The following is a 25988-nucleotide window of genomic DNA, read 5'->3' as shown; positions in this document are numbered from 1 at the left end:
CGGCGACCTATCTGTTCCGATACACCGCGCACAAACAACCCTGCGCCTTGAGCCGCGCGCAATAGCGCCAGGCTTCGTCGCGGTCGTCGCGACCGATGCGCACCATGAAATAGCCGCCGCGGGGGCTGGCGCGGCTTTTCTGCCAGATCAGGTCTGGCTTTTCGCCCTCGACCAGCGCGGCACAGGATCGCGTGCGTGCCTTGAATTGATCGGATGCCCGCCCTTTGGTGGTCCCGAAGGCCACCTGCACACCCCAGGGTCTGACCGCGGGTTCGGGACGCGGAAAGGCGGTCAGGCGCCGCTTGCGGGCCAGGTCGTGGCAGGCGGGCAGAAATGCCTTGGCCTTCTGCAGCCTGAAATCGTGGTTTTCGGGTGGTTCGTCGCGCCAGGTCTCGGCCGTCAGGCCGGTGATGATCTGGACGTAATCCACCGTCTCGCGCGCCAGCCCGCCGGTTTCGCCGACCAGCCCGTCGGCGCGCGCTTCGCCGCCGTTATAAGCCACGGCGGCCAGTCCGGCATTGCCATAGCGGCGCGCCAGTTCGCCGAGATATTCGGCAGAGAATTCCAGCGCCTCGGCCGGATTGTAGGGGTCGCGCAGCCCGCGCAAGGCGGCGGTCGAGGGGATGAATTGCGCGATGCCCTGGGCATTGGCCGGGCTGCGGGCATTCGGATCAAAGCGGCTTTCCTGCCAGATCAGCCGCGCAAAGAACCCCGCATCCAGCAGATGTGCCTTGGCAAAATTGGCGATCGCCTGGCAGGTGTCGTGCACGAAATGGCTGGGCCGGATGCACTCCACGGGGGCGAACACGCCACGGCTGCACATCGTGCCGGGCTCGGCCTGCAAGGCCGGCGCGGGCAGAAGAACAAGCGCAATCGCAAGCAGCCGCAGCATGGCACAGGGATGCCCGGCCCCCGCCTTCAGGTCAATTCACATCTGTCGCGCGGCTTTTCTTTGCCGCGCCGGCATATTAGGTGAAGAAAAACGAAGGCGGTGCCATGTCTTTTTTCGGCAAGCTCAAGAACCGGCTGTTCAAGTCCTCGTCCAAGATCGACGAAGGGCTGGATGCCATCGTCCAGGAAGGCGGAGTCGAGGAGCCGACCCCGGAAGTCCCCGCGCCGACCGAGCCCGAACCGGTCGCGCCACCGGTCGAAACACCCGAGCCGGAGCCCGCGCCCGAACCCGAACCGGAACCGGAAGCGCCACAACCCGTCGATCCCGAACCGCAGCCCGTCCCGGAACCCGAACGCGAACCGGAACCGGCACCCGAGCCCGAACCGCCGGTCGAACTGCCGCCACAAGAAGACCCGGTCGCGCCGCCCCCTTCCGAGACGCCATCCGCGCCGCCGCTCGACATCCCGCCGCTGTCCGATCCGATGCCGGACCCGCCCATGCCCGAGATGTCCAGGCCGGGCCTGCTGGGCCGTCTGCTGGGCCGCCGAGGCGCCGCACCGGAAATCCGCCGCGTGCTGGACGACGCCATGCTGGAAAGCCTCGAAGAGCTGCTGATCACCTCGGACATGGGCGTGGATACCGCCCTGCGCGTGACCGCGAACATCGCCGAAGGTCGGATGGGCCGCAAACTCAGCGCGCGCGAGATCAAGGAATTGCTGGCCAGCGAGATCGCCAGGATCATGGAACCCGTGGCCAAGCCGCTGCCGCTGTACCCGACCAAGCCGCAGGTCGTGCTGGTGGTCGGGGTGAACGGCTCGGGCAAGACCACGACGATCGGCAAGCTGGCCAGCCAGTTCCGTGCCGCGGGCAAGAAGGTGGTGATTGCCGCGGGGGACACGTTCCGCGCCGCGGCGGTCGAACAGCTTCAGGTCTGGGGCGACCGCGCCGGCGTGCCGGTGATGACAGCGGCGCAGGGGTCGGACCCCGCCAGCCTGGCCTTCGAGGCGATGACCAAGGCCCAGGCCGAGGGCGCCGATCTGCTGATGATCGATACGGCGGGCCGGTTGCAGAACCGCGCCGACCTGATGGAGGAACTGGCCAAGATCGTTCGCGTCATCCGCAAGAAGGACCCGAACGCACCGCACAACACGCTGCTGGTGCTGGACGCGACCACCGGGCAGAACGCGTTGAACCAGGTCGAGACCTTCCAGAAGCTCGCCGATGTCTCGGGCCTCGTGATGACCAAGCTTGACGGCACCGCCAAAGGTGGCGTTCTGGTGGCGCTGGCCGACCGCTTCGGCCTGCCGATCCACGCCATCGGTGTGGGCGAACAGATCGACGACCTGGCCCCTTTCGACCCCGAGGAGTTTGCCGCGGCACTGACCGGCCTCGACGCCGCGTGACACGACCTGATCCTTCATCTGGCCAAAAATATCCCGGGGGTGTGGGGGCAGCGCCCTCACGGCGCAGCGCGTGACGGAGTGGCTGCTGTCGGTCGAGGGCACCGAGGCGGGCCACAAGCTGGCGATGTTGCTGGCTCTGGGCTCGGCTGTCCTGCACGCCGTCTTCGGCGCCTTGCAAAAGGGTCGCCACGATCCCTGGACCAGCCGCGTCGCCATCGATTCCTGGATGGCGCTGCTGGCCGCGCCGGTGGCCCTGTTCGTCGTGCCTTGGCCGGAACCGCAACACTGGCCGATCCTGGCGGGCGCCATCGCGATCCACCTAGCCTACAAGACCGCGCAGGCCATGGCCTATACCCGTGGCGCCTATACGGTGGTCTATCCCGTGGTGCGCGGCACAGGACCGCTGTTCACGGTCATCGGCGCCTGGATGCTGTTCGGCGAGGCGTTCACGACAACGCAATGGCTGGGATTGGCGGTGCTGCTGGCCGGCATCTTCGGGCTGGCGGTCTACAACATGCTCTATCTGGACGTCGCCCGCGATACTCTGCGCCCGGCGCTTGCCCTTGCGTTGCTCACCGGTTTGACGGTGGCGCTTTACACGACCTGGGACGCCTTCGGCATTCGCGCCACACCGAACCCGTTCACCTTCCTTTTCTGGCTGTTCTTCCTGTCCTCCTTGGACTTTCCGCTGTTGTTCCTGGCGACACCGCTGCGCCACCGGCTGCACGGGGCTGGGCCGGGGTTGTTGTTTCGCGGCTTTGTCGGCGCTCTTGTGGCTTTCGGCAGCTTTGGTGCCGTGATGATGGCCACCCGGCTGGACAAGGTGGGCGAGGCGGCGATCCTGCGCGAAACATCCACTGTCTTTGCCGCCTTCATCGGCTGGCTGGTTCTGCGCGAAACCGTCGGGCCGCGGCGCATCATGCTGATGACACTGATCGCGCTCGGCGCAGTGATCGTTGAGCTTGGCGGCTGAACGCCCTATCTGAGGGATCAAGGAGACGCTCATGGACAAGCCGCAGGTCAATCCCTTCGTCAAATCGGCGCTCGAATACGGGCCGATCCTGGCATTCTTTGCCGCCTATCTGTGGCTGAAGGACCGGGTGTTCGTCATCGGGGGCACGGAATACGACGGGTTCATCCTGGTGACCGCCGGGTTCATCCCGCTATTCCTGCTGGCGATGGGCGCGTTGTGGTGGCTGACCGGGCATCTCAGCCGCATGCAGGTGGTCACTGCGGTGCTGATCGTCATCTTCGGCGGCCTCAGCGTTTGGCTGAACGACGAACGCTTTTTCAAGATCAAGCCGACGCTGATCTATCTTCTGTTCGGCACGGCCTTGCTGTTCGGGTTGCTGCGCGGGCAATCCTATCTGCGCGTGGTGATGGAAGGGTTGATGCCACTCGAGGAACAGGGATGGATGATCCTGACGCGTCGCGTGACCGGCCTGTTCTTCGGACTTGCCGCGCTGAACGAATTCGTCTGGCGGACCATGAGCACCGAGGCCTGGGTCTGGTTCAAGACCTTCGGGTTCACGGCGGCGGTCTTTTTGTTTTTCATCGCGCAGGCCGGACTTTTCAAGCGCTACGGGCTCGAGTCCGACGAAGACTGACATTCAAGCGTCGCAGACCGTCTGGACAGCCTCTGCCTGGGGGCTAGTCTGACGCGCGGGACGCAAAAAGGGGCAGGGATATGGAAAAATTCGGCAAGAGCCAGCCAGTCAAGCGGGTCGAGGATGTGCGCTTTCTGACCGGTGCGGGACGGTTCATCGACGATGTCGCGCCAGAAGGCGCGCTCTACGCCTATTTCCTGCGCTCGACCGTTGCCCATGCCGACCTGTCCGAACTGGATGTATCCGAGGCGCGCGAGGCCGATGGCGTGCACCTTGTCGTGACCGCCGCCGACATGGTCGAGGCCGGCGTGGGGCACACGCTGGCGGCCACGGTGGTCAAGAACCGCGACGGCAGCAAGGGCGCCGAGCCGGAACGCCCGGTGCTGGCCAAGGGCCGGGTGCGGTTCGTCGGCGAAGCCATCGCGATGATCGTGGCCGAAAGCCTGCAACAGGCCCGCGACGCGGCCGAGATGATCCTGGTCGATTTCGACGACCTGCCGGTGCATGTCGACCCGGTGATCGGCGGAGAGGCCATCCATCCCGAGGCGCCGGAAAACCGCGCCTTCGATTTCGGGCTGGGGCTGGAGGACGAGACCACCCGCGCGCTGGCCGAGGCGCACCGTGTCGTTCGCCTCGAGGTCGGCGACAACCGGATCATCGTCAACTCGATGGAAGCGCGCGGCTGTTTCGCCGAATGGCAGGACGGGCGCCTGCACATGGGCTATTCCGGGCAGGGGGTCTGGGGGCTCAAGGACATCCTGGCCGATGCCTTCGACCTGCCAAAGGACGCGGTGCGCGTCACCACGCCGGATGTCGGCGGCGGGTTCGGCATGAAGGGCATGCCCTATCCCGAATACCTGCCCGTCGCTTTCGCGGCCAAGTCGCTTGGCCGACCGGTGCGCTGGATGTCGGACCGGTCCGAAGCGATGCTGTCGGACAATGCCGGGCGCGACCTGGTGACGGTGGCCGAACTGGGCTTTGACGAAAACAACCGCATCACCGCCTATCGGTTGCATACGGTGGCGAACATGGGCGCCTATAATTCGCAATTCGCCCAGCCGATCCAGACCAACCTGTTCGCGCGCGTGCTGACCGGCGTCTACGACATCCCCGCCGCTTACATGCGTTGCGAGGGCGTCTATACCAACACCACGCCGGTCGATGCCTATCGCGGCGCCGGCCGGCCCGAGGCGATCTACGTGCTGGAACGCGTCATCGACCGCGCCGCGCGCGAACTGGGTATCGATCCCTGGGAACTGCGGCGCATCAACTTCATCAAGCCCGGCCAGTTTCCCTACAAGACCATCCCCGGAGAAACCTACGATGTCGGCGATTTCCCCCGCGTTCTGGACCGCGCGGCAAAGGTGGCGGACCTCGCGGGCTATGCTGCACGCAAGGCTGCCAGCGAGGCAGCAGGCAAGCTGCGCGGGCAGGGGCTGTGCTACTACATCGAATCCATCCTGGGCGCGCCGGGCGAAGACGTGAAGGTCGAATTCACCGAAGATGGCGGCGCGCTGATCTATGTCGGCACCCAGTCGAACGGGCAGGGGCACGAGACGGTGTTCGCCCGTTTCCTGTCGGATCAGACCGGCATTCCGGCCGATCACATCCAAGTCGTTCAGGGCGACAGCGACCGCATCGCCCAGGGCGGCGGCACCGGCGGGTCGCGGTCGGTCACCGTTCAGGCCAATGTCACGCTGGTCGCCGTGGCCGAGATGATCCAAGGCTTTGCGGCGTTCCTTGCACCGGAGATGGGCGTGACCCCCGAGCAGGTGCGCTTTGACGACGAACGGTTCCGCGCCGAAGGCTCGAACCTGTCGCCCACCATGCTCGAGGTGGCACAGATGGCCCGAGAGGCCGGGCGCGACGACCTGCTGACCTGGACGGCCCGGGCAACGCTCGAGGCGCGGTCCTTTCCAAACGGCGCGCATGTCGCCGAGGTCGAAATCGATCCCGAAACCGGTGTGACCCGGGTCGATCGCTACAGCGTCGTTGATGACTTTGGTAACCTCATCAACCCTATGCTTGCCGAGGGCCAGGTGCATGGCGGCGTCGTGCAGGGCATCGGACAGGCGGTCACCGAACGGGTGGTCTATGACGAGGACGGGCAATTGCTCACCGCATCGTTCATGGACTACGCTATGCCCCGCGCCGATGATGTGCCGATGATCGGGTTCGAAACCGAACCGGTGCCGTCCACCGCCAACCCGATGGGGATGAAGGGCTGTGGCGAGGCCGGTACGGTGGGTGCGCTGGCCGCCGTGGCCAACGCGGTACAGGATGCGGTCTGGGATCGCGGGGTGCGGCAGGTGGACATGCCGTTCACGCCGCACCGGATGTGGGAATTGTTGAGGGATGAGCGGTTCGCGGCTGAGTGACAGGGTACTGGGTTGGGTCCGGCGGCGGTTCGCCACCGGACACAGCAAGCTGACCGCCCGCCGCGGGCCCATCGATCACGTCATCATCCTGGACGGCACGATGTCGTCGCTGCGCCCCGGCGAGGAAACCAATGCCGGGCTGGTCTACAAGCTGTTGCACGAACATGGACATGCGTCGCTTTTCTACGAGGCCGGCGTCCAATGGCCGAACTGGCGCACCACGCCCGACGTGATGATGGGCCGCGGCATCAACCGCCAGATCTGCCGTGCCTATGGCTACCTCGCCTCGCGCTACCGCCCCGGCGACCGGATCTTTCTGATGGGCTATTCCCGCGGCGCCTTTGCGGTCCGGTCGATGGCCGGCATGATCGACCGGATCGGGTTGCTGACCGCCGCCTGCGCGACCGAACGCAACATCCGCCAGATCTACCGCTTGTATCGCTACGATCCCGACGGGCCTTCGGCGCAGGTCTTCGCCCGCGAGTTCTGCCATCCCGAAGCGCCGATCGAAATGGTCGGCGTCTGGGACACCGTCAAGGCGCTGGGACTGCGCCTGCCACTGCTGTGGAGGCTGACCGAGTACAAGCACGCCTTTCACAACGACTCGCTGGGTTCCACGATCCGCCACGGGTTTCACGCCCTGGCGCTGGACGAGACGCGGCAGGCTTATGCGCCGGTGCTTTGGCGCTGCCCGCCCGGCTGGCACGGCCATGTCGAACAGGTCTGGTTCCGCGGCACACATGGCGATATCGGCGGCCAACTCGGGGGCTTCAACGATGCGCGACCGCTGTCCAATATCCCGCTTTGCTGGATGATCGAACGGATGGAAGACTGCGCACTGCCCTTTCCGACGGACTGGCGTCGGCGCTTTCCCTGCGATACCGATGCGCCGTCCGTCGGCACCTGGCACGGTTTGGGAAAGCTGTTTCTGCTGCGATCCCATAGGGTTGTCGGACAGGACCCGTCGGAACGGCTGCATGAAACGGTCAAGGCCGATACCGCTGCCCTGGCACAGCCGCAGCGGCAATCGGGCTAGGTCAAGGATTTTTTCTCACGATCCGGTGACCGGCCTTAAAACTGTGACATTAATGCCTAGATAATGGATAGGCCGCGGGAACGGAACACCCGCGAGACCTTCACTGTCCCTCGTTCCGTAACTGCGCCCGGAGCCTCGGTTCCGGGCGTTTTTCTGTCAAAGAGACCGTGCATCCCCAAGCGCTGGATGCCTGTCACCGAAGCAACGGTAGGGCCCGGGCCGCCCTTGCCCGTGCGGCGTCAGTTGGATGTCCAGGCAAGGCTGCCGATGAGGGAATTGCAGGCCTCGGGAATGCTGGTGAACAAGGCAGCCGTGTTGAAAGTTGTCTGGACGTCTTTCCGCGCTTTGGCGAGATCGGCATCGGTCGCGCCCAACTGCCTCGCCGCGATGATGTTCGTGTTGGCGTCCGCCTTGAGTTGCTTGGCTGATTCATAGCCGCCGACGAAGCCCGCGCATTGCGTAGCCGATACTTCGGCTGCGGCCGCCATCCGGGTCCGCCGCTCCATTTCCGAAGCCGGGGGCGCGGCGCATCCGGCAAGCGTTAAACCGAAAACAACGGATACTGATATCAGACGCATGAGACCCTGTCCTTTCAAGGATTTCCTAGTGGAATTCCTCGTGAGATAAGGGTCGCTGGCCTAACAAACGGTAAATTGCGGGCAGTATCCGCAACCAGCCTAAACCAGCCGCGACACGTCCTTCGCCGCGCGCACGAAATCGCGGAACAGCGGGTGCGGATCGAAGGGTTTGGATTTCAGTTCGGGGTGGAACTGCACGCCGATGAACCACGGGTGATCGGGCCATTCGACGATTTCCGGCAGGCGGCCATCCGGCGACATGCCCGAGAACCGCAGCCCGGCCTTTTCCAGCTTGTCGCGATACTTGATGTCCACCTCGTAGCGGTGGCGGTGGCGTTCGTCGATCGTGGTCGTGCCATACACCTTGGCGACCCGCGACCCTTCCGCCAGCACCGCGTCATAGGCCCCCAGCCGCATCGTGCCGCCCTTGTCGTCACCCACCGAGCGGTTCACCTTGGCGTTGCCCTGCACCCATTCCTTGAGGTGGTAAACCACGGGTTCGAAACGCTTTTCCCCGGCCTCGTGATCGAATTCCTCCGATCCGGCCTTCTTCACGCCGGCAACGTTGCGCGCCGCTTCGATCACCGCCATCTGCATCCCCAGGCAGATGCCCAGATACGGCACGTTGTGTTCGCGGGCGAACTGCGCTGCCTTGATCTTGCCCTCGGTGCCGCGTTCGCCGAACCCGCCGGGCACCAGGATCGCGTCGAAGCGTTCCAGGTGGGGGGCCGGATCTTCGCGTTCGAACAATTCGGCATCGACCCAGTCGATATTGACCCGCACCCGGTTGGCCAGCCCGCCATGGGTCAGAGCTTCGGCGATGGATTTGTAGGCGTCTTCCAGCTGCGTGTATTTGCCCACGATGGCGACATTGACGTCGCCTTCGGGATTGGCGATGCGGTCGGCCACGTCCTGCCAGACCTCGAGATTGGGCTTGGGCGCCGGGGTGATCTGGAACGCGTCGAGAACCGCCTGGTCCAGCCCCTCGCGGTGATAGGCCAGCGGTGCTTCGTAGATCGATTTCAGGTCTTGTGCGGCGATCACGCTGTCGGGGCGCACGTTGCAGAAAAGCGCGAGCTTTTCGCGCTCTTTCTGCGGAATCGGTCCTTCGGATCGGCAGACCAGGATGTCGGGCGCGATGCCGATGCTGCGCAGTTCCTTGACCGAATGCTGGGTCGGCTTGGTCTTCAGCTCGCCGCTGGCCTTGATGAAGGGCAGCAGCGTCAGGTGCATGAAGATGCACTGGCCTCGCGGTTTGTCCTGCGAAAACTGGCGGATCGCCTCGAAGAACGGCAGGCCTTCGATGTCGCCCACCGTGCCGCCGATCTCGCACAGCATGAAGTCGACCTCGTCCTCGCCGATGGCGATGAAATCCTTGATCTCGTCGGTGACGTGCGGAATGACCTGGATCGTCTTGCCGAGGTAATCTCCGCGGCGTTCCTTTTCCAGCACGTTCATGTAGATCCGACCGGAACTGATCGAGTCGGTCTTGCGCGCCGGCACGCCGGTAAAGCGTTCGTAATGCCCCAGGTCCAGGTCGGTCTCGGCGCCGTCATCCGTGACGAAAACCTCGCCATGCTCGAACGGCGACATCGTGCCGGGGTCGACATTCAGGTAGGGGTCGAGCTTGCGCAGCCGCACCGAGAAGCCGCGCGCCTGCAACAACGCCCCAAGCGCGGCCGAGGCCAGCCCTTTACCCAAGGATGAAACGACACCGCCGGTGATGAAGATGAAGCGCGCCATGTGGGCCAACCCCGTGATTTTGCCTGTATTTCTGGTCACCCGCCGCCTTTTCGGGCCGCAGCATCACGGGATTTGACTTCTATAGGATTCGCGCGCGTGAGTCCAGCGGACCGCAAGATGCTGTTGCGGAAAGCTTGGTTTCCTCAATCCTTAGTGGTTCTTAGTCGGCGCGCGGCACCAGCGGCGCGTCGGGATCGGTGGTCGACGGCGGCGGCAACAGCGCGTCGGTGTCGATCTCGCCGGTATCGGCGCCGCTGTCGGCCGGCGCTTCGGCCGCGCCGCCGATCCGGTCCAGGATCGACGCGCCCGACGCGTTCTGCGCCGCGATGATCGTCAAGGTCAGCGAGGTGCAGATGAAGGCGATGGCCAGCACCCAGGTCACCTTGCCAAGCGCGGTGGCCGCCGAACGCTGGCTCATTGCGCCGCCACCGCCACCGATACCCAGTCCGCCGCCTTCGGACCGCTGCATCAGAACGATGCCGATCAGCGCGAGCGCGAGCAGAAGGTGGACGATGAGAATGACGTTTTCCATGGCGCGGAGGTCCTGCTTGGATGCTGGGCGCTATGTAGGCGAAGGCGGCGAGGGGCGCAAGCCGCTCACTCTTCGACGTCGTCCATGTCGACCTGGCCGCTCAGCTTGCGGCGCACGATGGACCAGCTCAGACCTATCCCCAGCACCAGCGATAGCGCGAAAAGCCCCAGCCAGGACATCAGGGCGCGGTCGGAAAAGTCGAGCCAGCCAAAATCCCACAGAACCCACAGAATGGCGCCGACCAGCGCCAGTACCAGCGCCATGCCGAACGCTCCGATCGAACGGAGCGTCGCCCGCAGGTAGATGACGTAGCCCACGAACAGCACGAGGCCGATCAGAACGGTCAGCGGCAACTGGTTCTGCCAGTTCCGCATCGCCCATGCGACGAAATTCATTTGTGTCGGGTTCCAGGTCGCCGACAACAAGGCCAACGCGAACAACCAGCGTAGAACGAAACCCATCGCACTCTCCCGCATCCGTGGTCTCTTACTGGCCAAGCCCGCGCGCCCTGTCCAGTCCGGCGCGGCATTTTCGCGGTTTCGCGCAACGAAACGGACGGCTATACACGCGCGGGTTTCAGCCGGGAACAGGAGAAAAGCCGTGGCCAACGTGGTTGTCGTGGGCGCCCAGTGGGGTGATGAGGGCAAGGGCAAGATCGTCGACTGGCTGTCCAGCCGCGCCGACGTGATCGCGCGCTTCCAGGGCGGGCATAATGCCGGTCACACGCTGGTGATCGACGGCACGGTCTTCAAGCTGCACGCCCTGCCGTCGGGCGTGGTGCGCCCCGGCAAGCTTTCGGTGATCGGCAACGGCGTGGTGCTGGACCCCTGGCACCTGGTCCGCGAGATCGAGACGATCCGCGCTCAGGGGGTCGAGATCAGCCCCGAAACGCTGATGATCGCCGAAAACACACCGCTGATCCTGCCCATCCATGGCGAGCTGGATCGAGCGCGGGAAGAAGCCGCGAGCGCCGGCACAAAGATCGGGACCACCGGTCGGGGTATCGGCCCGGCCTACGAGGACAAGGTCGGCCGGCGCGCCGTGCGGGTGGCCGATCTGGCAGATCCCGCGACGCTTGAGGCGCGTGTGGACCGCGCGCTGCAGCATCACGACCCGTTGCGCCGAGGATTGGGGATGGAACCGGTCGACCGCGCCGCGCTGCTGACCGCGCTGACCGACATCGCGCCGCAGATCCTGCCCTTCGCCGGGCCGGTCTGGAAGGTGCTCAACGAAAAACGCCGCGCCGGGCATCGCATCCTGTTCGAGGGCGCGCAGGGTGCGCTACTGGACATCGATTTCGGCACCTATCCCTTTGTCACCTCGTCCAACGTCATTGCCGGACAGGCCGCGACCGGCACCGGGATCGGCCCCGGGGCCATCGATTTCGTCCTCGGCATCGTCAAGGCCTACACCACCCGCGTCGGCGAAGGCCCGTTCCCGACCGAACTGCACGACGCCGACGGCCAGCGGCTGGGCGAACGCGGGCACGAATTCGGCACCACCACCGGGCGCAAGCGGCGCTGCGGCTGGTTCGACGCGGTTCTGGTGCGCCAGACCTGCGCGACATCCGGCGTGAACGGGATCTCGCTGACCAAACTCGACGTTCTGGACGGGTTCGAGACGCTCAGGATCTGCGTGGGCTACGAGTTGGACGGCGAAAGGCTCGACCATCTGCCCATCGCCGCCGAGGCGCAGGCGCGCTGCGTGCCGATCTACGAGGAAATGGACGGCTGGTCGGAAAGCACCGAGGGCGCGCGCAGCTGGGCCGATCTTCCGGGCAACGCGGTGAAATACGTGCGCCGGATCGAAGAGCTGATCGCCTGCCCGGTGGCGCTGCTGTCGACCTCGCCGGAACGCGAGGACACGATCCTTGTCACCGACCCCTTCGCGGACTAACTGCTGGGAATGGCACTGAGTTACAAAGCACGGCGGCGCTGGTCGCTGGTCATCCTTCTGGTGGGGCTGCCCGCCTATATCGTCGCTGCTGTGACGGTGGTGAACTGGTTCGACCGTCCGCCGATCGCGGTCGAGTTCCTGATCTATGTCGTGTTGGGGATCGTCTGGGCCTTGCCGTTCAAGTTCGTCTTTCGCGGCGTCGGCCAGGCCGATCCGGATGCCAAGGATCAATGAAGAACGGCGGGCCTTGGCCCGCCGCTGTTATCTCGTAACATCGATTGTTATCACATCGCTCAACCGGCGGCGCGCGTCGGCTTGAAGCTGATCCGCTCGGAGGCGGTGAACCGGCCGCCGCGGGTCTTCTCGATCTTGCCCTCGCGCAGAAGCTGGCCAAAGCTGCGCAGCCGGTCCTCGCGGCTCGATTCACTGGCCTCTGCCTGGCGCACCGTCGTCATCAACTGCGGACGCGAGAACTGATCGCGGCCCTCGACGAACGACATGTAGGCAGCCGCTGCTTCCAGCAACTCCGGCAGATCGGTCGCACCGACCTGTTCGGCATAGGCGGCGAACCCGCTGTCGCCGATCTCATCCTCGTCGAAATCCTCGACGGTCACGCGGCGTGGGCGCACCGGTTGCGCCGATTTCGCGCCGGGCACATCCTCGACACGTTGTTCGGCCACCAGTTTCAACGGTGCCGGACGGACCGACGGTTCGGCCGGGCGTTCGGTGCGGGCCTCGGTCGATTGCGGGCGGCGGGGCCGCACCACGTTTGCCAGATCCTCGCGATAGGGTTCCTGGACCTCGGCATCGGGTTTGCGACCCAGCAGACGGTCCGCCTTGGTGGCGGCGACCGCGGCCCGCAGATGCGCGATGGCGCTGCGGCGGCGATTGCCCTCGGGTTCTTCGAGCTGGGTATTGGTCTGGTTCAGGATACGCGACTCGTCGTCGTCCTTGACAGCGCCTTCGGTCAACATGGCGCGTGCGGGGCTGGCCATCTTGACGGCGCGTCGGACATTGTCTTCGCCGCCGAACGTGTCTTCGGCGATCTGCTCGACAACGGCGTCGAGATCGTCGAATTCGTCGTCGTCATCCAGATCGTGGTCCGTGGCCTTGGTGGCCGGAGCGACGGGATTGTCCAGGCGAAGCGGCTGCGACGGTGCGGCTTCGGCAACAGGCTCGTCTTCGTCTTCGTCCTCGTCCCACTCGTCGTCGAGTTCGGCGGTCAGTTCTGCCTTCACCGCTTCCAGTTCGCGGGTCAGTTCGTCCTCGTCCTCGTCGCTCAGGCCGGTTTCCGCATAGTGACCGTCATCATCCACGGGTTCGATGTCACCCTTGGACACGGCCGCTTCGAACACCGCGCGCTTGACCTTGACGACACGCGCACGCAACGGTGCCGCCGGCTCTTCGGTGGGCATGTCGGCGGTCGCGGCGTCGTCCTCGTCAGTGTCGACATCGTCGTCGTCGGTCGCAGCAAGATCGGCCGCGACACGGTCGGCATCGCCGTCCTCCAACTCGTCCGCCAAAGCGTTCCAGGCGTCATCGTCATCGTCATCCGCATCGACGCTGTCTTCCATCAGACCCGCGATCGTGTCGGCGAAAAGGTTGTCTTCGGACGATTCCACTGCGTCTTCCGCGACATCTTCGGCCGCTTCGCGCGCGGTGTCGGGCAGGTCTTCGGCTTCGGCGCTATCGTCCAGCGGTGGAAAGTCTTGCGGATCGTCCTCGTCGTCTTCGAATGCACCCAGCATGTCATCCAGCGCCGCACTGTCGAAAACCGCCGAGCCGTTGGCGTGCTGGTCCTCGGAATAGTCGGCTTCGGTCTGCTGCGGCGTGGCGTCGCCGGAAACCACCGCGCGAATGCGGGCCAGCTTGGCGGCGACGGACGACGGGTCGGCGGATTGCGGCGCGGTGGCGGCAGACGGAGCCGGAGCATCGGCGACCACCGGTGCGACATCGTCCAGATCGGCCGGTTCGGCCAGATCGGCTTCGGTCAACGCGGCGACAAGGTCGTCGGCATCCGCTTCGTGTCCGGTATCCGCGACATCGAGCGTGCCGTCTTCATCATCCTGCGCAACGGTTGCAGCCTCTTCGACCTCGTCGACATCGGTCTCGGTTTCGACGGTATCGACCGTCGCGGCAACGGCGTCGTCGATGTCGTCCTCGTCCGGGATCGCGTCGACGGTTTCGTCCACCGTGGCGCTGGTTTCGGCCTGTTCGACCGGATCGTCGGCGGGCTCGGCGACCGCGGGCGCGGCGGCTTCGGCTTCGGGCACCGGGTCGGGAACGGGTTTGCGGGCGACTGCGGGTCCTGCGGCCAGTGCGGCGCTCATCGCCCCGGCCGAGGCGGCGGTGCCGCTCGGGCGCAGCAACAGGCCGGTATCGGCGGCCTCTGCCGAGATCTGCTGGCGGAACAACTCGCCCGCCATCTCGGCATCGAGTTGCGGCGGCTCGGCGCCGAAAAAGCGATCCTGCCCGACGATGCCTCGGAAGAAATGCGTGGTGTCCTTGACGACCGCAAGAGGGTCTTCGAACCCTTCCGCGGTACACGAAAAGGTGCCATAGGAAACCGTGAGAATCTTGCTCGAACTCGCCATGGGTTGCTCACTTTCATCAACTCAGCAACAGAGCGTTTACCACGGGTAACGGGACCAAAGCTGACCGAATCTGTGCCGGAGAGCGTATCATTTCGTGGCCTGATTGTGGTCTGTTTCTCAAATCGGCATTAATCACGCATGAAAGATCCCATTGTTCACAGCGAAAGCCCCGTTCTTCTGGTCGGAGGCGGGGAAACCCACCCGAACGCCCTGATTTCGGCACTTTCCGCGTTCTCGCCGGTCATCGCCGCGGACGGCGGAGCCGATGCGATCCTGCAATGCGGCCACGTACCGGACGCGGTGATCGGCGACCTGGATTCGCTGTCCGCCGAAGCGCGCGCGGCGATACCGGGCCCGGCCATCCACCGCATCGCCGAGCAGGACAGCACCGATTTCGACAAATGCCTGCGCAACATCGTCGCGCCGTTGGTGGTGGCGCATGGTTTTCTGGGGCGGCGGCTGGATCACCAGTTGGCGGCGATGTCGGTGCTGGTGCGCCGCCCCGATCGGCGCTGCCTGCTGGTCGGAGCCCAGGACGTCGTGGCCCTTGCACCGCCGCGCCTCCGGTTGGACCTTCCGCAGAACAGCCGCCTGTCACTTTTTCCGCTGGCCCAGGTTGCCGGGCGCAGCGCGGGTTTGCGCTGGCCGATCGACGGGCTGACCTTTCATCCCGATGGGGTGATCGGAACGTCGAACGCGGTGACGGGTCCGGTGTCCCTGGAATTCGAAAAGCCGGGGATGATCGTGATCCTGCCCATCGCGGCCGAACCGGTATTTAGAACGGCTCTTTTGACCGCGCCCGCAACATGGCCCGCTCGCGCCTGACGATCCAGAGACCCGCAGCCAGGATGATGCCGATCCCGAGGCTGGCCAGCGGCCCCGGCAGATCGGCGAAGATCAGATAGCCGAAGATCGTGGCGACCGGGATTTCCAGATATTGCATCGGTGCCAGGGTCGAGGCGGGCGCATAGCGCAGCGACCAGGTCATCAACAGGTGGCCCGCGGTCCCCAGCAGGCCCATGGCGATCAACAGGATCCAGGTCGGCCCGGTCGGGGCCGCCCAGCCGAGTGCGCGATCCAGGTTGTCCGGCGCCAACACGATCGCCGCGCCGCAGACCGGAAGGGCCATCAGCGCCGACACGGCCTGCATCCCAACCGGATCGGTGATCCCGGCGATCTGGCGGGTCACCAGCATGAACAATGCAAAGACCAGCGCCACACCGAGCGGAAGCAGCGCCGGCCAGCCCACTTCGGCAAAGGCCGGCTGCAGCACCAGCAGCGTGCCGGCGAACCCCACGGCGCAGGCCGACAGCCGGCGCCAGCCCACCTCTTCACCAAGCACGACATGGCCCAGCAAGAGCATGATGAAAGGCATGACGAAGGCGATGGCCACGGCATCGGCCAGCGGCAAGAAAAGCAGTCCCGTGAACATCAGCGCGATGCCGGCGACATGCAACCCGGTGCGGATCGCGGTCAGGGCCAGAACGCGGCCCCGCATCCGCCAGGGCCGGCCCGTGGCCAGGGTCAGCGGCACCAGCACGACCGCCTGCACCGCGAAGCGCAGGAACACCAGCTGGCCGATCGACACATGCGGGCCCAGCAGCTTGGCCAAGGCGTCGGCCAGCGGCGCGACGATGCAGAACCCCAGCATCAGGGCGATGCCCAGCGGCGGGTTGTCGTATCGTTCGGTCATGGCAAGGCGGCCAGCCAGAGCCACACGGTCATCACCGAAAGCGCCGTCGCGAACAGCACCGAAGACGCCGCGACCCGCCGAGCGCGTCCATACATGTTGGCGAAGACATAAGAGTTGATGCCCGGCGCCATGGCTGCGGTCAGAACTGCCGAGCGGAAGGCTTCGGTCGACAGGTCCAAAGCCGAGCCCAACGTCCATGTGATGGTCGGGTGCAACACCAGCGAGACGGCACAGATGAAGGCGATGATGCGGAAGTCGCCTTCGGGGCGATAGCGGTAGAGCACCCCGCCCATGCCGAACAAGGCCGCCGGCAGGGCGGTCTGGATTACCATGTTCAGCGCATCGGTCGCCGGGCCCGGCAGGCCGATGCCGGCGATGTTGAAGAGCGCGCCCAGCCCGATTCCGATGACCAGCGCATTGCGAAACATCGCCCGCAGCACCTTGCCGGGCAGGGCGCGGGCCGGGGCGCCGCGGGCGCGGGCGATCTCCATCGCGGTGATGCCGATGCCGTAGCAGAATGGCGCGTGCAGGGCGACGATGGCGAAGTTGGTCGTCAGGGCTTGGGTACCATAGGCCCGTTCGGTGACCGCAAGGCCGATCATCACCGAATTGGCGAAGAGGCAGCAGAAACCGATGGCCACCGCGTCTTCCCAGTCGCGGCCGAACAGGTAGCGGCCGGCAAGCAGGCCCGCCGTGAACCCGCTGGCCGATCCGGTATAGAAACTGAGCAGGACAGCCGGGTCGAACCCTTCGCCCAGGTCCAGCGTCCAGATCGCGCGAAACAGAAGGGCCGGAATGGCGATGTTCTGGGTATAGGCCATCAGCCCGTCGACCGTGCCGTCGCCCAGCACACCGCGCCAGACCGCCAGATACCCGGCACCGATGACCAGAAAGACCGGAAGGATGACGTCGAGCAGCGCCTGCATGTCAGGCGATCGGCTGTCGAGAGGTATTGCGCCGCGCTGCGCGCGTCGCGGGGGCGCGCCGGTTCCGGGTCAGGTCGCTTGTCCCGACCGGGCGCCGGCGGTCGGCGTGGGAGCCTCCGGCGGGGATATTTTCGGCCAGATGAAGCGGATCGGCGCGCTTTGTCCGGTTACAGCGCATAGCGGATGACCATGCCGTCATAGGCGGGTTCCACGTTGTCGGGCGTCTCGGACAGCACCTCGGCGTAATCGAGATCGACATGCATGTTGGTCAGCACCGCGCGGCGCGGTGCGGCGCGGGCGATCCATTCCAGCGCCAGGGCGAGATGGGCATGGGTCGGATGCGGGGTACGGCGCAGCGCGTCCAGTACCCAGCAATCAAGCCCCTGCAGCTTTGGCCAGACGTCCTCGGGAATGGTGGCGACATCCGGCAGATAAGCCAGGTCGCCGATGCGGAAGCCGAGCGCATCGATGCTTCCATGACCTACCTTGAACGGATCGAAACGGATCGCCCCGCCGGCACCGTCGATCGTGACCGGGCCGGCGATCGTGTTCATCTCGAGGATCGGTGGGTAAGGGCTGTCGGCGGGTTGCACGAAGGCATAACCGAATCGCGCGAACAGATCGTTCTGCGTATCGCCATCGGCCCAGACCTGCAGGCGCCTGCGCATGTTGAAGACGATCATGCGCAGATCGTCCAGCCCATGCGTGTGGTCGGCATGGGCATGGGTCCAGATCACCGCGTCCAGTTCGCCCGTGCCGGTTTCGAGCAATTGTGCGCGCAGATCGGGCGAGGTGTCGACCAGAACCCGGGTGGTGCCGCCGGGGCCGTCCTGTTCCACCAGCATCGAACAGCGGCGGCGGAGGTTCTTGGGATTGGCCGGGTCGCAAGCGCCCCATTCCCCGCCCAGCCGCGGCACGCCGCCCGAGGACCCGCAGCCGAGGATGGTGAAGCGGCGTTCGCTCATGCAGCGGGCTTCCAGGCTGCGGCCTTGGCGAACAGGCGGTCGAAATTCGCTTCGGTCGCGGCCGCGAATTCGGCGAGGTCGAGGCCGAAGAGGTCGGCACCCACTTGCGCCGTGTGGACCGAATAGGCCGGTTCGTTGCGTTTGCCGCGATAGGGCGGCGGCGCCAGATAGGGGCTGTCGGTTTCCACCAGGATGCGATCAAGCGGCGCAGCCGCGAAGATGTCGCGCAATTCCCGGCTTTTCGGAAAGGCCGCGATGCCGGACATCGACAGGTAGAAGCCCAGGTCGAGCGCGGCGCGGGCCAGCCCCGCGCCCGAGGAAAAACAATGCATGACGCAGGCATAGGGCCGGTGCCGGTGGCCTTCGGTCAGGATCGTGGCCATGTCTTCATCGGCTGCCCGAGCGTGGATAATCAGGGGCAGGCCGGTTTCCTGGGCGGCCTCGATATGCACGCGCAGGCTCTGGCGCTGCCGCTCGGCGCTGTCGGCGGTATAGTGGTAATCGAGACCGCTTTCGCCGATGCCCACGAATTTCGGGTGCGCGGCCAGCGCGACCAGGTCTTCGACGGTCGCCATCGGTTCGTCGGCGGCGCTCATCGGGTGGGTGCCGGCGGCGTAGAAGACCGGGGCATGCGCCTCGGCGATGGCGCGGACCTGCGGTTCCAGGCGCAGCCGCGTGCAGATCGTCACCATCCGGTGCACGCCCGCCGCCACGGCGCGGTCCACGATTTCGGCGCGCTCGGCGTCGAAATCGGGAAAATCCAGGTGGCAATGGCTGTCGGTGATCCGGGCTGTCGTCATGGCGTCCTCTGCGCCCGGTATCGGGGAAGGGGCGGGCAGGGTCAAGCCGCCCGGCGCGGGTGCCGGTTGCGGGGTCGGGACCGCGTATTTGCAAAAGAGAAGAAGATCAGACCGCGGCTTCGACCTCGGCGACGATGCGGTCGACCGATTGCGCCAGAAGCGTCTCGTCCTCGCATTCCGCCATCACCCGGATCAGCGGTTCGGTTCCGGATTTCCGGATCAGCAAGCGGCCCTTGCCGTTCAGCGCCTGTTCGACTTCGGCGATGGCCGTCTGCACCGGTGCGCTGTCCAGCGGCGCCTTGCCGTCGCCGTAGCGGACATTCTTCAATAGCTGCGGGACCGGATCGAAATTGCGCGCCAGTTCCGAGGCGCGTTTGCCGGTGCGCACCATTTCCGCCAGGAATTGCAGCCCGGCCATCAGCCCGTCGCCGGTGGTGGCGTAGTCGGTCATCACGATGTGACCGGACTGCTCGCCGCCCAGGTTCCAGCCGCCCCGGCGCATCGCCTCGACCACGTAGCGGTCGCCGACCCCGGTGCGCTCGAGCCGCAGCCCGCGACCCTGCAGAAAGCGTTCCAGGCCGAGATTGGACATCACCGTGGCCACCAGCGTGCCACCGTGCAGGCGGTCTTCCTCGGCCCAGCGGGCAGCCATCAGCGCCATGATCTGGTCGCCATCGGCGACCCGGCCGGTTTCGTCGATCAGGATGATCCGGTCGGCGTCTCCATCGAGGCACAGAGCCACATCGGCACCATGGGCCACCACCGCTTCGGCCGCGGTGCGCGGCTTGGTCGATCCGCAATCCTGGTTGATGTTGAGCCCGTTCGGTGCCACGCCCACCGGCACCACGTCGGCACCCAGTTCCCACAGGACTTCGGGCGCGGTTCGGTAGGCCGCACCATTGGCGCAATCCACCACGACCTTCATCCCGTCCAGCCGCATGCCCGCAGGAAAGCTGCTTTTCACCCGTTCCTGATAGCGGAAGCGGCCATCGTCGATGCGTTTGGCCCGACCGATATTGACCGGGCTGGCGGACGCGACGCCGGCTTCGACCAGCGCCTCGATCTCGGCCTCGACCGCATCGGACAGCTTGAAGCCGTCGGGGCCGAAGAACTTGATGCCGTTGTCCTGCGCCGGGTTGTGGCTGGCCGAGATCATGATGCCCAGGTCGGCGCGCATCGACGGCGTCAGCAGACCCACTGCGGGCGTCGGCACGGGGCCCAGCAGCAGCACGTTCATCCCCGTGCTGGTCAGGCCCGCGGTCAGCGCGTTCTCGAACATGTAGCCCGACAGGCGGGTGTCCTTGCCGATGACCACCCGATGCACACCGCCATGTTCGTTGCGGAAATAGCGGCCCACGGCCGCGCCGATCATCAACGCCATCTCGGCCGTCATCGGAAAGGTGTTGGCGGTGCCGCGCACGCCGTCGGTGCCGAAGAGTTTACGTTCCATCTGCTTCTCCGCTTTGGACGGCCTGCCACAGGGTCAGGGCCTGCCGTGTCTCGGCCACGTCGTGCACCCGAAGGATCTGCACCCCCTGTGCCACAGCCGCCAGCGCCACCGCAACCGATCCGGGCATCCGCGCACTGGCCGGGTCGGCACCGGACAGCCGACCGATGAAACCTTTTCGTGAGGCACCCAGCAGGATCGGGCAGCCCAGGCCGTGAAACAGCGCCAGCCCGTTCAGCAGGGACAGGTTGTGCGCCAGCGTCTTGCCGAAGCCGATGCCCGGGTCGATGACGATGCGGTCGCGCGGCAGGCCGATCGCGGTCAGCGCGGCGATGCGGCCGTCGAGGAAGTCGTAGACATCCAGCAGCACATCGTCATAGCGCGGGTCGGATTGCATCGTTTGCGGGTCGCCCTGCGCATGCATCACGCAGACCGGCAAGGCGGTCTCGCGGCAGAAGGGGGCGAGTGCCGGGTCGTAGGTGAAACCCGAGACGTCATTGACCAGGGTGGCGCCGGCCGCAACGGCGGCCCGTGCCACCTCGGCCTTGCGGGTGTCGATCGAGATCGGCGCGGCGATGCGCGGCGCCAGCGCAGCGATGACCGGTGCAACCCGGGCGATTTCGTCGGCTTCCGGCACCGTGGCGGCGCCCGGCCGGGTGCTTTCGCCGCCGATATCGACCAGGTCGGCGCCTGCGGCCACCATCGCCGCGCCGCGCCGCGCCGCTTGTTCGGGCCCGCTGTCCAGTCCGCCATCGGAAAAGCTGTCGGGGGTGACGTTGAGGATGCCCATGATCCGCGGGCGCTCCATCGACAGGCCGGCGATGGCCGGACGCGGGGCGCTCAGGCGCTCGGCGATCTCGGTGGGGATGTCGCTGGTCCGGACGGTTTGCGGCGCGACACCCCGAACCAGACGGACCGCGTGCGTGAACCAGCCGGGTCCGCCGGCCAGGCGAATGGCACCCCGGGGCATCACGGGATCGAAACTCACGAGAGGTCGGAAATACACGGACATGCGCCGTCAGTGCCGCAAGCCTTGCGCCGGCGCAAGCGCGTTAGCTGGCTGTCCAGGGGCGCACCGGCACGGAACCGCCGCTGGGTATCGGCCCGTCCATGACCACAAGCTCTCGCGCCTCCATGTGCCCGGCAAACCAGTTGGCCAAGGCCAGCGTATCGCGCGGCCGGCCTTGCGGGCCGTGGGTGGCGTCCAGAACGATCTTGGACGGCGCCCAGATACAGATCTGGCCGTTCCTCATCGCCCAATCCAGTTCGGTTCGTGTCGCCACCACCTTGCATTGCGGCGCGCGGGCGGCCAGCACCCAGCCGTTCTGCTCGATGGCCAGAAGGTCGATGCGGCGCTGCGCCAGGGGATGGATGGCGGTCGGCGCGGCATCTTCGGGGGCGGCAACGCACAGGATCAACGGCGCGCCGTCGGCGGCCATCGCGTCGATCCGCGCGGCGATGTCGTCGCGGGCGATGGCCGTGTTGGACAGGTAGACCACCCGCGGATGCGGGCGTTCCTGCGCGGCTTCGCCGATCCGCGGCCCCAGGTCGCGGCGCGAGCGCACGATTTCCACGCCAAGCGCCCCCGGCCCGCGGTCGAGTTTTTCGATCCGCACGAAGGCCCGCATCGCCTGCGGTTCCAGCAGGATGCGCTCGGCGATCCGCTCGGCGAGCGTTTCCAGGAGGTTGACACGCTCGGCATCGAGTTCGATCGCGATGGCTTCGGTCACCCGGTCATAGGACAGGATCCGGTCGACATCGTCATCCAGAGGCGAGCTGAAGGGCCGCACCTCGACCACGACATTGAATCGCACCCGCTGCGTGGTGCCGCGTTCGGCCTGAAATGCGCCGATCTCGACCTCGACGATATGATCGCGCAGCGAAATCCGGTCTCGCGGATCGCCGCTGGCGGTCGCAATCGACCGCTCGTCGGGGTGGGAAAAGGCTAGGCGGATCTCGCTGGCCATCGACTGGCCTCCTGTCGGCGCGTTTGCCGGCACCCTAGCGGCGTCGTCAGGCGTCGCCAACCCGGGACCGGCCTGTCGCGGCGGAAATGCGACCGTGCCGCCGTTTCAGCGGCTGCTGGTGCGCCAGGTGTGGCGATAGAACAGGTGATCCCCGATCGACGCGGTCCGGGTATAGACCTGCGACCAGTTCGGCCGGACGGCAGTGGTGTGATAATGCGTGGCACCCTGGGTCAGATCACGGGGTGCCCGACCGCTGAGCATGGCGCTGGCGATCTTGCCGACGCGGTCCCAAGCGCGCGGCTCGCCGATGTTTTCCGGCCGGCCATCGCAGGTATAGGTGAACTGGCAGGCATATTTCTTGCCGGTGCCCTGGTTGATGACGCCGCAGACCGAGTTGGGAAAGCGGTCGCTTTCGACGCGGTTCAGGATCACCTCGGCCACCGCGAACTGGCCCTTGACGGTTTCGCCGCGGGCTTCGAAATACAGGGCTTCGGACAGGCAGCGCCATTCTTGACCGCCTTGTGCGCGCGGCTGCTGCGCCAGCCAATCCATGCTGTAGCGCACGGCACCCGGGCGGGCCGGTTGTGCGACCGGGGTCAGCAGGCGCTTGAGATGCGCCTGTCGTGCCGAGCCCAACGCTTTCTGTTCCAGCGAGATCAGCTGTGCTGCCGTTGCGCGCTCCGCTTGTGCGGGGGTCGTGGCAAGGCCAACAGAAAAGGCAAGTATCAGCATGCCGGAGGTGGCGCGGCGCAGGGCCGTTCGGGCTGTGACAAACATCGGTGTAACCGCGAATTGTGGGCGGCGGCCCGTTTTCCAGGGCGCCTCAACAGCAGGCGGGATACCGAAAACCGCGATTTTGGTAAAGTTTTCGACCCTGCGACCACCCGCCGCTATGGCGGAAATCAGCGCATGGCGGCGTCAGGTCATTGATCTACAAGTATTTTTTCCCGGATCGCAAGATGTGCCGCAGCCAGTCTGGCCACCGGTACGCGGAACGGCGAACAACTGACATAGTCCATACCCACCCCGCGGCAGAAGGCAATCGATTCGGGGTCGCCGCCATGTTCACCGCAAATCGACAGGGTAATTGCTGCATGACCCTGCCGGCCGCGCGCAACCCCGAGCGCCAGCAGTTCGCCGACGCCATCCGCATCGAGCCGATGGAACGGGTCTTCGGGAAAAACGCCCTGCTGGACGTAATCCGACATGAACCGCCCGGCATCGTCGCGCGACAGGCCATAGGTCATCTGTGTCAGGTCGTTGGTGCCGAACGACAGGAAATGCGCGTGTTGGGCGATTTCGTCGGCGCGCAGGCAGGCGCGGGGCGTTTCGACCATGACCCCCAGGCGGTAGTCGAAATCCGCGCCGCGTTCGTTGCGCACCTCGGCGGCCACGGCGTCGATCCGGGTGCGCACCAGTTCGACCTCGCGCTTGGCCGATACCAGCGGCAACATGATTTCGGGCACGACCGGGTCGCCCGCGGCCGAGGCATCCAGCGTCGCCTCGAAGATGGCGCGGGCCTGCATGTCGTAGATTTCGGGCACGGCGATGCCCAGCCGCACGCCGCGCATGCCCAGCATGGGGTTGTATTCGCCCATGCTGTCGACGCGCCGGGTGACGTCCGACACCGGCAGGTCCAGCGCTTCGGCCAGGTCTCGCAGCCCGGCGCGATCGGTGGGCAGAAACTCGTGCAGCGGCGGGTCGAACAGCCGGATGCAGACCGGCAGCCCCTCCATGATGCGGAACAATTCGGTGAAATCGGCGCGCTGCATGGGCAGGATCAGTGCCAGCGCCGATTGCCGGTCCTCGGGCGTGTCGGCAAAGATCATCTCGCGCATCGGCGTCAGGCGGTCGGCCTCGAAGAACATGTGCTCGGTCCGGCACAGCCCGATCCCTTCGGCCATGAAATTGCGCGCGGTCTGTGCGTCGGCCGGGGTGTCGGCATTGGCGCGGATGGCGATGTCGCGTTCGGCATCGGCCCAGGACATGAAGGTCTGGAAAGCGTCGTCCAGTGCGGCCTCGATCATCGCCGGCGCGCCTGCCAGAACGGTTCCGGTGGTGCCGTCGATCGTGATCGTATCGCCGTCGCGGAAGATCCGGCCGCTTTCCGAGATCAATTGCCGGTCGCGCAGGTGAAACTTCATCCGCGCCGCGCCGACGACGCAGGGCAGACCCAAGCCGCGCCCGATCACCGCCGCGTGGCTGGTGATGCCGCCGCGTTCCGTGAGAACCGCAACGGCGGCATGCATGCCACGGATGTCCTCGGGGCTGGTTTCGCGGCGTACCAGGATGCAGGGCTCGCGTCGCGCCGCGCTGGCCTGGGCGTCGGCCGAGGAAAACACGATCCGGCCGGTGGCCGCCCCCGGCGAGGCCGCAACGCCTCGCCCGATGACGTCGCGATCCGCCTCGGGGGCCACCTGGCGGTGCAGCAATTCGGGCAACGCACCGGGATCGATCCGCATCACCGCCTCGCGGCGGCTGATGACACCGTCCTCGGCCAGCCGGACCGCGATACGCAAGGCCGCGCGCGGACTGCGCGCCACGCGCACGCCGTCCAGAATATGGACCTTGTCATTCTCGATGGTGAACTCGATCTGCATCTCTTCGCGCAGCCGCTCGCGCATCAGCGCGGCCTGGGTCTTGAGCGTTTCGAACGCCTTTGGGGCCAGTTCCTCGAGCGATGGGCCGCGTGGGTCGCGTTCCAGGAACAACGCCGCGGCGCCGCTTTCCAACGCCTCGCGGCCCTGGCTCTGGCTCAGGTAGCGCCCGGTGATCTGGGGCAGACCGGTGTCGGAATCGACCAGCTGCAACACGCCCGAACCGCATTCGCCCTGGCCCAGTCCAAGCGCCATTTCCTGCACGACGAGGCCCAGACCGGCATCGACCGGCGCCCCCTTGGCCTGGCGCAGCAACCGTGCCGTCGTGCCTTCCCAGGCGCGGGCCATGTAGCGCAGCACCTCGGCCAGCTGTGTCTCGCGATCTTGCGGAAAGGGTTCCTCGGCCTCGTCCTCGTAGGCGCGAAGGGCCTCGGACAGGGATTCCTGGCCGATGAAATCGATATCGTCGAAGACATCGGGATCCAGCCGCGCGACGTGCACGGCATAGGATTGGACAAAACGGGTATAAAGCCCAGCGGCCGCTTCCGCCCCGATGCGGTCGGAAAGTTCGACATAGGCCGCGTCGTTCATGCCGATATTCAGAATCGCACCCGGGCCGCCCCAGTCCGGATCTTCCGAAGACGGCCGCACGCAAAGCAACGAACCCGATGCGAATTGCGCGCAGATCGCCGCGATATCCGGCATCTTGCCGCCGGCGATGCCGTGCACCGTGTCGAAGGACAACGCGATGGTGCGCGGCACCGGCAGGGACAACCGCACTAGCCGCTGCAGACATTTCGCCCGGCCGCCATGCGTCGGTGTGGTCACCGGGGCGGTCGGGGTGATCAGCGTCACCGCGGGCTGGTCGAACACATCTTTCTGCACTGCAGCGCCTTTCGTCGCAACGCAGAATACGCCCTCGCACGCATCTGAC

At 66.0% G+C, this 25988-nt stretch carries 23 protein-coding genes; 8 read left to right on the top strand and 15 right to left on the bottom strand.

The features are described from left to right. Positions 1-7: 7 nt before the first annotated feature. Complete coding sequence (locus tag KUH32_RS00765) at positions 8-892, bottom strand: lytic transglycosylase domain-containing protein (protein WP_217776167.1); 885 nt, start codon at positions 890-892, stop codon at positions 8-10. 104 nt (positions 893-996) lie between these two features. Between KUH32_RS00765 and ftsY the strand changes: the two genes are divergently transcribed. From ftsY to KUH32_RS00740, 5 genes are all read left to right on the top strand, one after another. Continuing rightward, the gene (gene ftsY / locus KUH32_RS00760; RefSeq protein WP_217776166.1) at positions 997-2295 is read left to right on the top strand and encodes a signal recognition particle-docking protein FtsY; all 1299 of its coding nucleotides are present in this window, start codon (positions 997-999) and stop codon (positions 2293-2295) included. A gap of 70 nt (positions 2296-2365) precedes the next feature. After that, positions 2366-3268 (top strand): EamA family transporter, encoded by a 903-nt coding sequence (locus KUH32_RS00755; RefSeq protein WP_217776165.1) that lies wholly within the window; start codon positions 2366-2368, stop codon positions 3266-3268. Positions 3269-3299: 31 nt separating this feature from the next. Further along, positions 3300-3902, top strand: a complete 603-nt coding sequence (locus KUH32_RS00750) for an inner membrane-spanning protein YciB (RefSeq protein ID WP_217776164.1) — start codon at positions 3300-3302, stop codon at positions 3900-3902. An 80-nt stretch (positions 3903-3982) separates the two neighbouring features. Then, on the top strand, positions 3983-6280 hold the full coding sequence (locus KUH32_RS00745) for a xanthine dehydrogenase family protein molybdopterin-binding subunit (RefSeq protein ID WP_217776163.1): 2298 nt from the start codon (positions 3983-3985) through the stop codon (positions 6278-6280). Further along, a complete protein-coding gene (locus KUH32_RS00740; RefSeq protein WP_217776162.1) occupies positions 6258-7316 on the top strand; it encodes a T6SS phospholipase effector Tle1-like catalytic domain-containing protein in 1059 nt (352 codons plus the stop codon). The genes KUH32_RS00745 and KUH32_RS00740 overlap by 23 nt, the downstream gene beginning before the upstream one ends. A gap of 239 nt (positions 7317-7555) precedes the next feature. Here the strand turns inward: KUH32_RS00740 and KUH32_RS00735 are convergent, their stop codons facing one another. The 4 genes from KUH32_RS00735 to KUH32_RS00720 form a co-directional block, all read right to left on the bottom strand. Continuing rightward, positions 7556-7894 (bottom strand): hypothetical protein, encoded by a 339-nt coding sequence (locus tag KUH32_RS00735; protein WP_217776161.1) that lies wholly within the window; start codon positions 7892-7894, stop codon positions 7556-7558. 99 nt (positions 7895-7993) lie between these two features. Then, positions 7994-9637 carry a CTP synthase gene (gene pyrG / locus KUH32_RS00730; protein ID WP_217776160.1) on the bottom strand — a complete coding sequence of 548 codons (1644 nt, stop codon included), beginning with the start codon at positions 9635-9637 and terminating at the stop codon, positions 7994-7996. A gap of 160 nt (positions 9638-9797) precedes the next feature. Then, complete coding sequence (gene secG / locus KUH32_RS00725; RefSeq protein ID WP_217776159.1) at positions 9798-10169, bottom strand: preprotein translocase subunit SecG; 372 nt, start codon at positions 10167-10169, stop codon at positions 9798-9800. Positions 10170-10234: 65 nt separating this feature from the next. After that, entirely contained in the window at positions 10235-10630 is a 396-nt protein-coding gene (locus tag KUH32_RS00720) for a DUF6524 family protein (protein ID WP_217776158.1), read from the bottom strand. A 139-nt stretch (positions 10631-10769) separates the two neighbouring features. On the opposite strand from KUH32_RS00720, the gene KUH32_RS00715 reads away from it, so the two are divergent. Next, positions 10770-12065, top strand: a complete 1296-nt coding sequence (locus KUH32_RS00715) for an adenylosuccinate synthase (RefSeq protein WP_217776157.1) — start codon at positions 10770-10772, stop codon at positions 12063-12065. A 9-nt stretch (positions 12066-12074) separates the two neighbouring features. Further along, positions 12075-12299 carry a DUF2842 domain-containing protein gene (locus KUH32_RS00710; protein WP_217776156.1) on the top strand — a complete coding sequence of 75 codons (225 nt, stop codon included), beginning with the start codon at positions 12075-12077 and terminating at the stop codon, positions 12297-12299. Between the two features lie 59 nt (positions 12300-12358). On the opposite strand, the gene KUH32_RS00705 is transcribed toward KUH32_RS00710, so the two are convergent. Next, entirely contained in the window at positions 12359-14659 is a 2301-nt protein-coding gene (locus KUH32_RS00705) for a hypothetical protein (protein ID WP_217776155.1), read from the bottom strand. Between the two features lie 138 nt (positions 14660-14797). On the opposite strand from KUH32_RS00705, the gene KUH32_RS00700 reads away from it, so the two are divergent. Beyond that, complete coding sequence (locus KUH32_RS00700; RefSeq protein ID WP_217776154.1) at positions 14798-15484, top strand: thiamine diphosphokinase; 687 nt, start codon at positions 14798-14800, stop codon at positions 15482-15484. Here the strand turns inward: KUH32_RS00700 and KUH32_RS00695 are convergent. The 9 genes from KUH32_RS00695 to KUH32_RS00655 all read right to left on the bottom strand — a co-directional run bounded on the left by KUH32_RS00695 (position 15435) and on the right by KUH32_RS00655 (position 25939). Continuing rightward, the gene (locus KUH32_RS00695) at positions 15435-16352 is read right to left on the bottom strand and encodes a DMT family transporter (protein ID WP_217776153.1); all 918 of its coding nucleotides are present in this window, start codon (positions 16350-16352) and stop codon (positions 15435-15437) included. The genes KUH32_RS00700 and KUH32_RS00695 overlap by 50 nt on opposite strands. Further along, positions 16349-17278: an AEC family transporter gene (locus KUH32_RS00690; protein WP_217776152.1), complete on the bottom strand. Its 930-nt coding sequence runs from the start codon at positions 17276-17278 to the stop codon at positions 16349-16351. The genes KUH32_RS00695 and KUH32_RS00690 overlap by 4 nt, the downstream gene beginning before the upstream one ends. A gap of 167 nt (positions 17279-17445) precedes the next feature. Then, positions 17446-18243 (bottom strand): MBL fold metallo-hydrolase, encoded by a 798-nt coding sequence (locus KUH32_RS00685; protein ID WP_217776151.1) that lies wholly within the window; start codon positions 18241-18243, stop codon positions 17446-17448. After that, the gene (locus tag KUH32_RS00680) at positions 18240-19043 is read right to left on the bottom strand and encodes a TatD family hydrolase (RefSeq protein WP_217776150.1); all 804 of its coding nucleotides are present in this window, start codon (positions 19041-19043) and stop codon (positions 18240-18242) included. The genes KUH32_RS00685 and KUH32_RS00680 overlap by 4 nt, the downstream gene beginning before the upstream one ends. 106 nt (positions 19044-19149) lie before the next feature. After that, complete coding sequence (gene glmM / locus KUH32_RS00675) at positions 19150-20493, bottom strand: phosphoglucosamine mutase (protein ID WP_217776149.1); 1344 nt, start codon at positions 20491-20493, stop codon at positions 19150-19152. Next, positions 20483-21502 carry a dihydropteroate synthase gene (gene folP, locus KUH32_RS00670; RefSeq protein WP_217776148.1) on the bottom strand — a complete coding sequence of 340 codons (1020 nt, stop codon included), beginning with the start codon at positions 21500-21502 and terminating at the stop codon, positions 20483-20485. Before folP ends, glmM begins: the two co-directional genes overlap by 11 nt. Positions 21503-21542: 40 nt before the next feature. Continuing rightward, positions 21543-22457 carry a dihydroneopterin aldolase gene (locus KUH32_RS00665; protein ID WP_217776147.1) on the bottom strand — a complete coding sequence of 305 codons (915 nt, stop codon included), beginning with the start codon at positions 22455-22457 and terminating at the stop codon, positions 21543-21545. Positions 22458-22562: 105 nt separating this feature from the next. Beyond that, complete coding sequence (locus KUH32_RS00660) at positions 22563-23234, bottom strand: cell wall hydrolase (RefSeq protein ID WP_254898952.1); 672 nt, start codon at positions 23232-23234, stop codon at positions 22563-22565. A 146-nt stretch (positions 23235-23380) separates the two neighbouring features. Further along, a complete protein-coding gene (locus KUH32_RS00655) occupies positions 23381-25939 on the bottom strand; it encodes a putative PEP-binding protein (RefSeq protein WP_217776146.1) in 2559 nt (852 codons plus the stop codon). Positions 25940-25988 lie beyond the last annotated feature (49 nt).

It is taken from the genome of Thalassococcus arenae (assembly GCF_019104745.1).
Taxonomy (GTDB): Bacteria; Pseudomonadota; Alphaproteobacteria; order Rhodobacterales; family Rhodobacteraceae; genus Thalassococcus_B; species Thalassococcus_B arenae.
The sequence above is the reverse complement of the archived record's forward strand: the minus strand, read 5'-3'. Positions and strand labels throughout refer to the sequence as shown.

Coding starts and splice junctions, on each gene's coding strand:
- KUH32_RS00745 (WP_217776163.1), top strand. CDS start 3,983: ATGGAAAAATTCGGCAAGAGCCAGCCAGTCAAGCGGGTCGAGGATGTG.
- glmM (WP_217776149.1), bottom strand. CDS start 20,493: ATGGAACGTAAACTCTTCGGCACCGACGGCGTGCGCGGCACCGCCAAC.
- KUH32_RS00710 (WP_217776156.1), top strand. CDS start 12,075: ATGGCACTGAGTTACAAAGCACGGCGGCGCTGGTCGCTGGTCATCCTT.
- KUH32_RS00660 (WP_254898952.1), bottom strand. CDS start 23,234: ATGTTTGTCACAGCCCGAACGGCCCTGCGCCGCGCCACCTCCGGCATG.
- KUH32_RS00690 (WP_217776152.1), bottom strand. CDS start 17,278: ATGCAGGCGCTGCTCGACGTCATCCTTCCGGTCTTTCTGGTCATCGGT.
- secG (WP_217776159.1), bottom strand. CDS start 10,169: ATGGAAAACGTCATTCTCATCGTCCACCTTCTGCTCGCGCTCGCGCTG.
- KUH32_RS00720 (WP_217776158.1), bottom strand. CDS start 10,630: ATGGGTTTCGTTCTACGCTGGTTGTTCGCGTTGGCCTTGTTGTCGGCG.
- KUH32_RS00740 (WP_217776162.1), top strand. CDS start 6,258: ATGAGCGGTTCGCGGCTGAGTGACAGGGTACTGGGTTGGGTCCGGCGG.
- folP (WP_217776148.1), bottom strand. CDS start 21,502: ATGTCCGTGTATTTCCGACCTCTCGTGAGTTTCGATCCCGTGATGCCC.
- KUH32_RS00765 (WP_217776167.1), bottom strand. CDS start 892: ATGCTGCGGCTGCTTGCGATTGCGCTTGTTCTTCTGCCCGCGCCGGCC.
- KUH32_RS00705 (WP_217776155.1), bottom strand. CDS start 14,659: ATGGCGAGTTCGAGCAAGATTCTCACGGTTTCCTATGGCACCTTTTCG.
- KUH32_RS00685 (WP_217776151.1), bottom strand. CDS start 18,243: ATGAGCGAACGCCGCTTCACCATCCTCGGCTGCGGGTCCTCGGGCGGC.
- KUH32_RS00695 (WP_217776153.1), bottom strand. CDS start 16,352: ATGACCGAACGATACGACAACCCGCCGCTGGGCATCGCCCTGATGCTG.
- pyrG (WP_217776160.1), bottom strand. CDS start 9,637: ATGGCGCGCTTCATCTTCATCACCGGCGGTGTCGTTTCATCCTTGGGT.
- KUH32_RS00680 (WP_217776150.1), bottom strand. CDS start 19,043: ATGACGACAGCCCGGATCACCGACAGCCATTGCCACCTGGATTTTCCC.
- KUH32_RS00700 (WP_217776154.1), top strand. CDS start 14,798: ATGAAAGATCCCATTGTTCACAGCGAAAGCCCCGTTCTTCTGGTCGGA.
- KUH32_RS00750 (WP_217776164.1), top strand. CDS start 3,300: ATGGACAAGCCGCAGGTCAATCCCTTCGTCAAATCGGCGCTCGAATAC.
- KUH32_RS00735 (WP_217776161.1), bottom strand. CDS start 7,894: ATGCGTCTGATATCAGTATCCGTTGTTTTCGGTTTAACGCTTGCCGGA.
- ftsY (WP_217776166.1), top strand. CDS start 997: ATGTCTTTTTTCGGCAAGCTCAAGAACCGGCTGTTCAAGTCCTCGTCC.
- KUH32_RS00665 (WP_217776147.1), bottom strand. CDS start 22,457: ATGGCCAGCGAGATCCGCCTAGCCTTTTCCCACCCCGACGAGCGGTCG.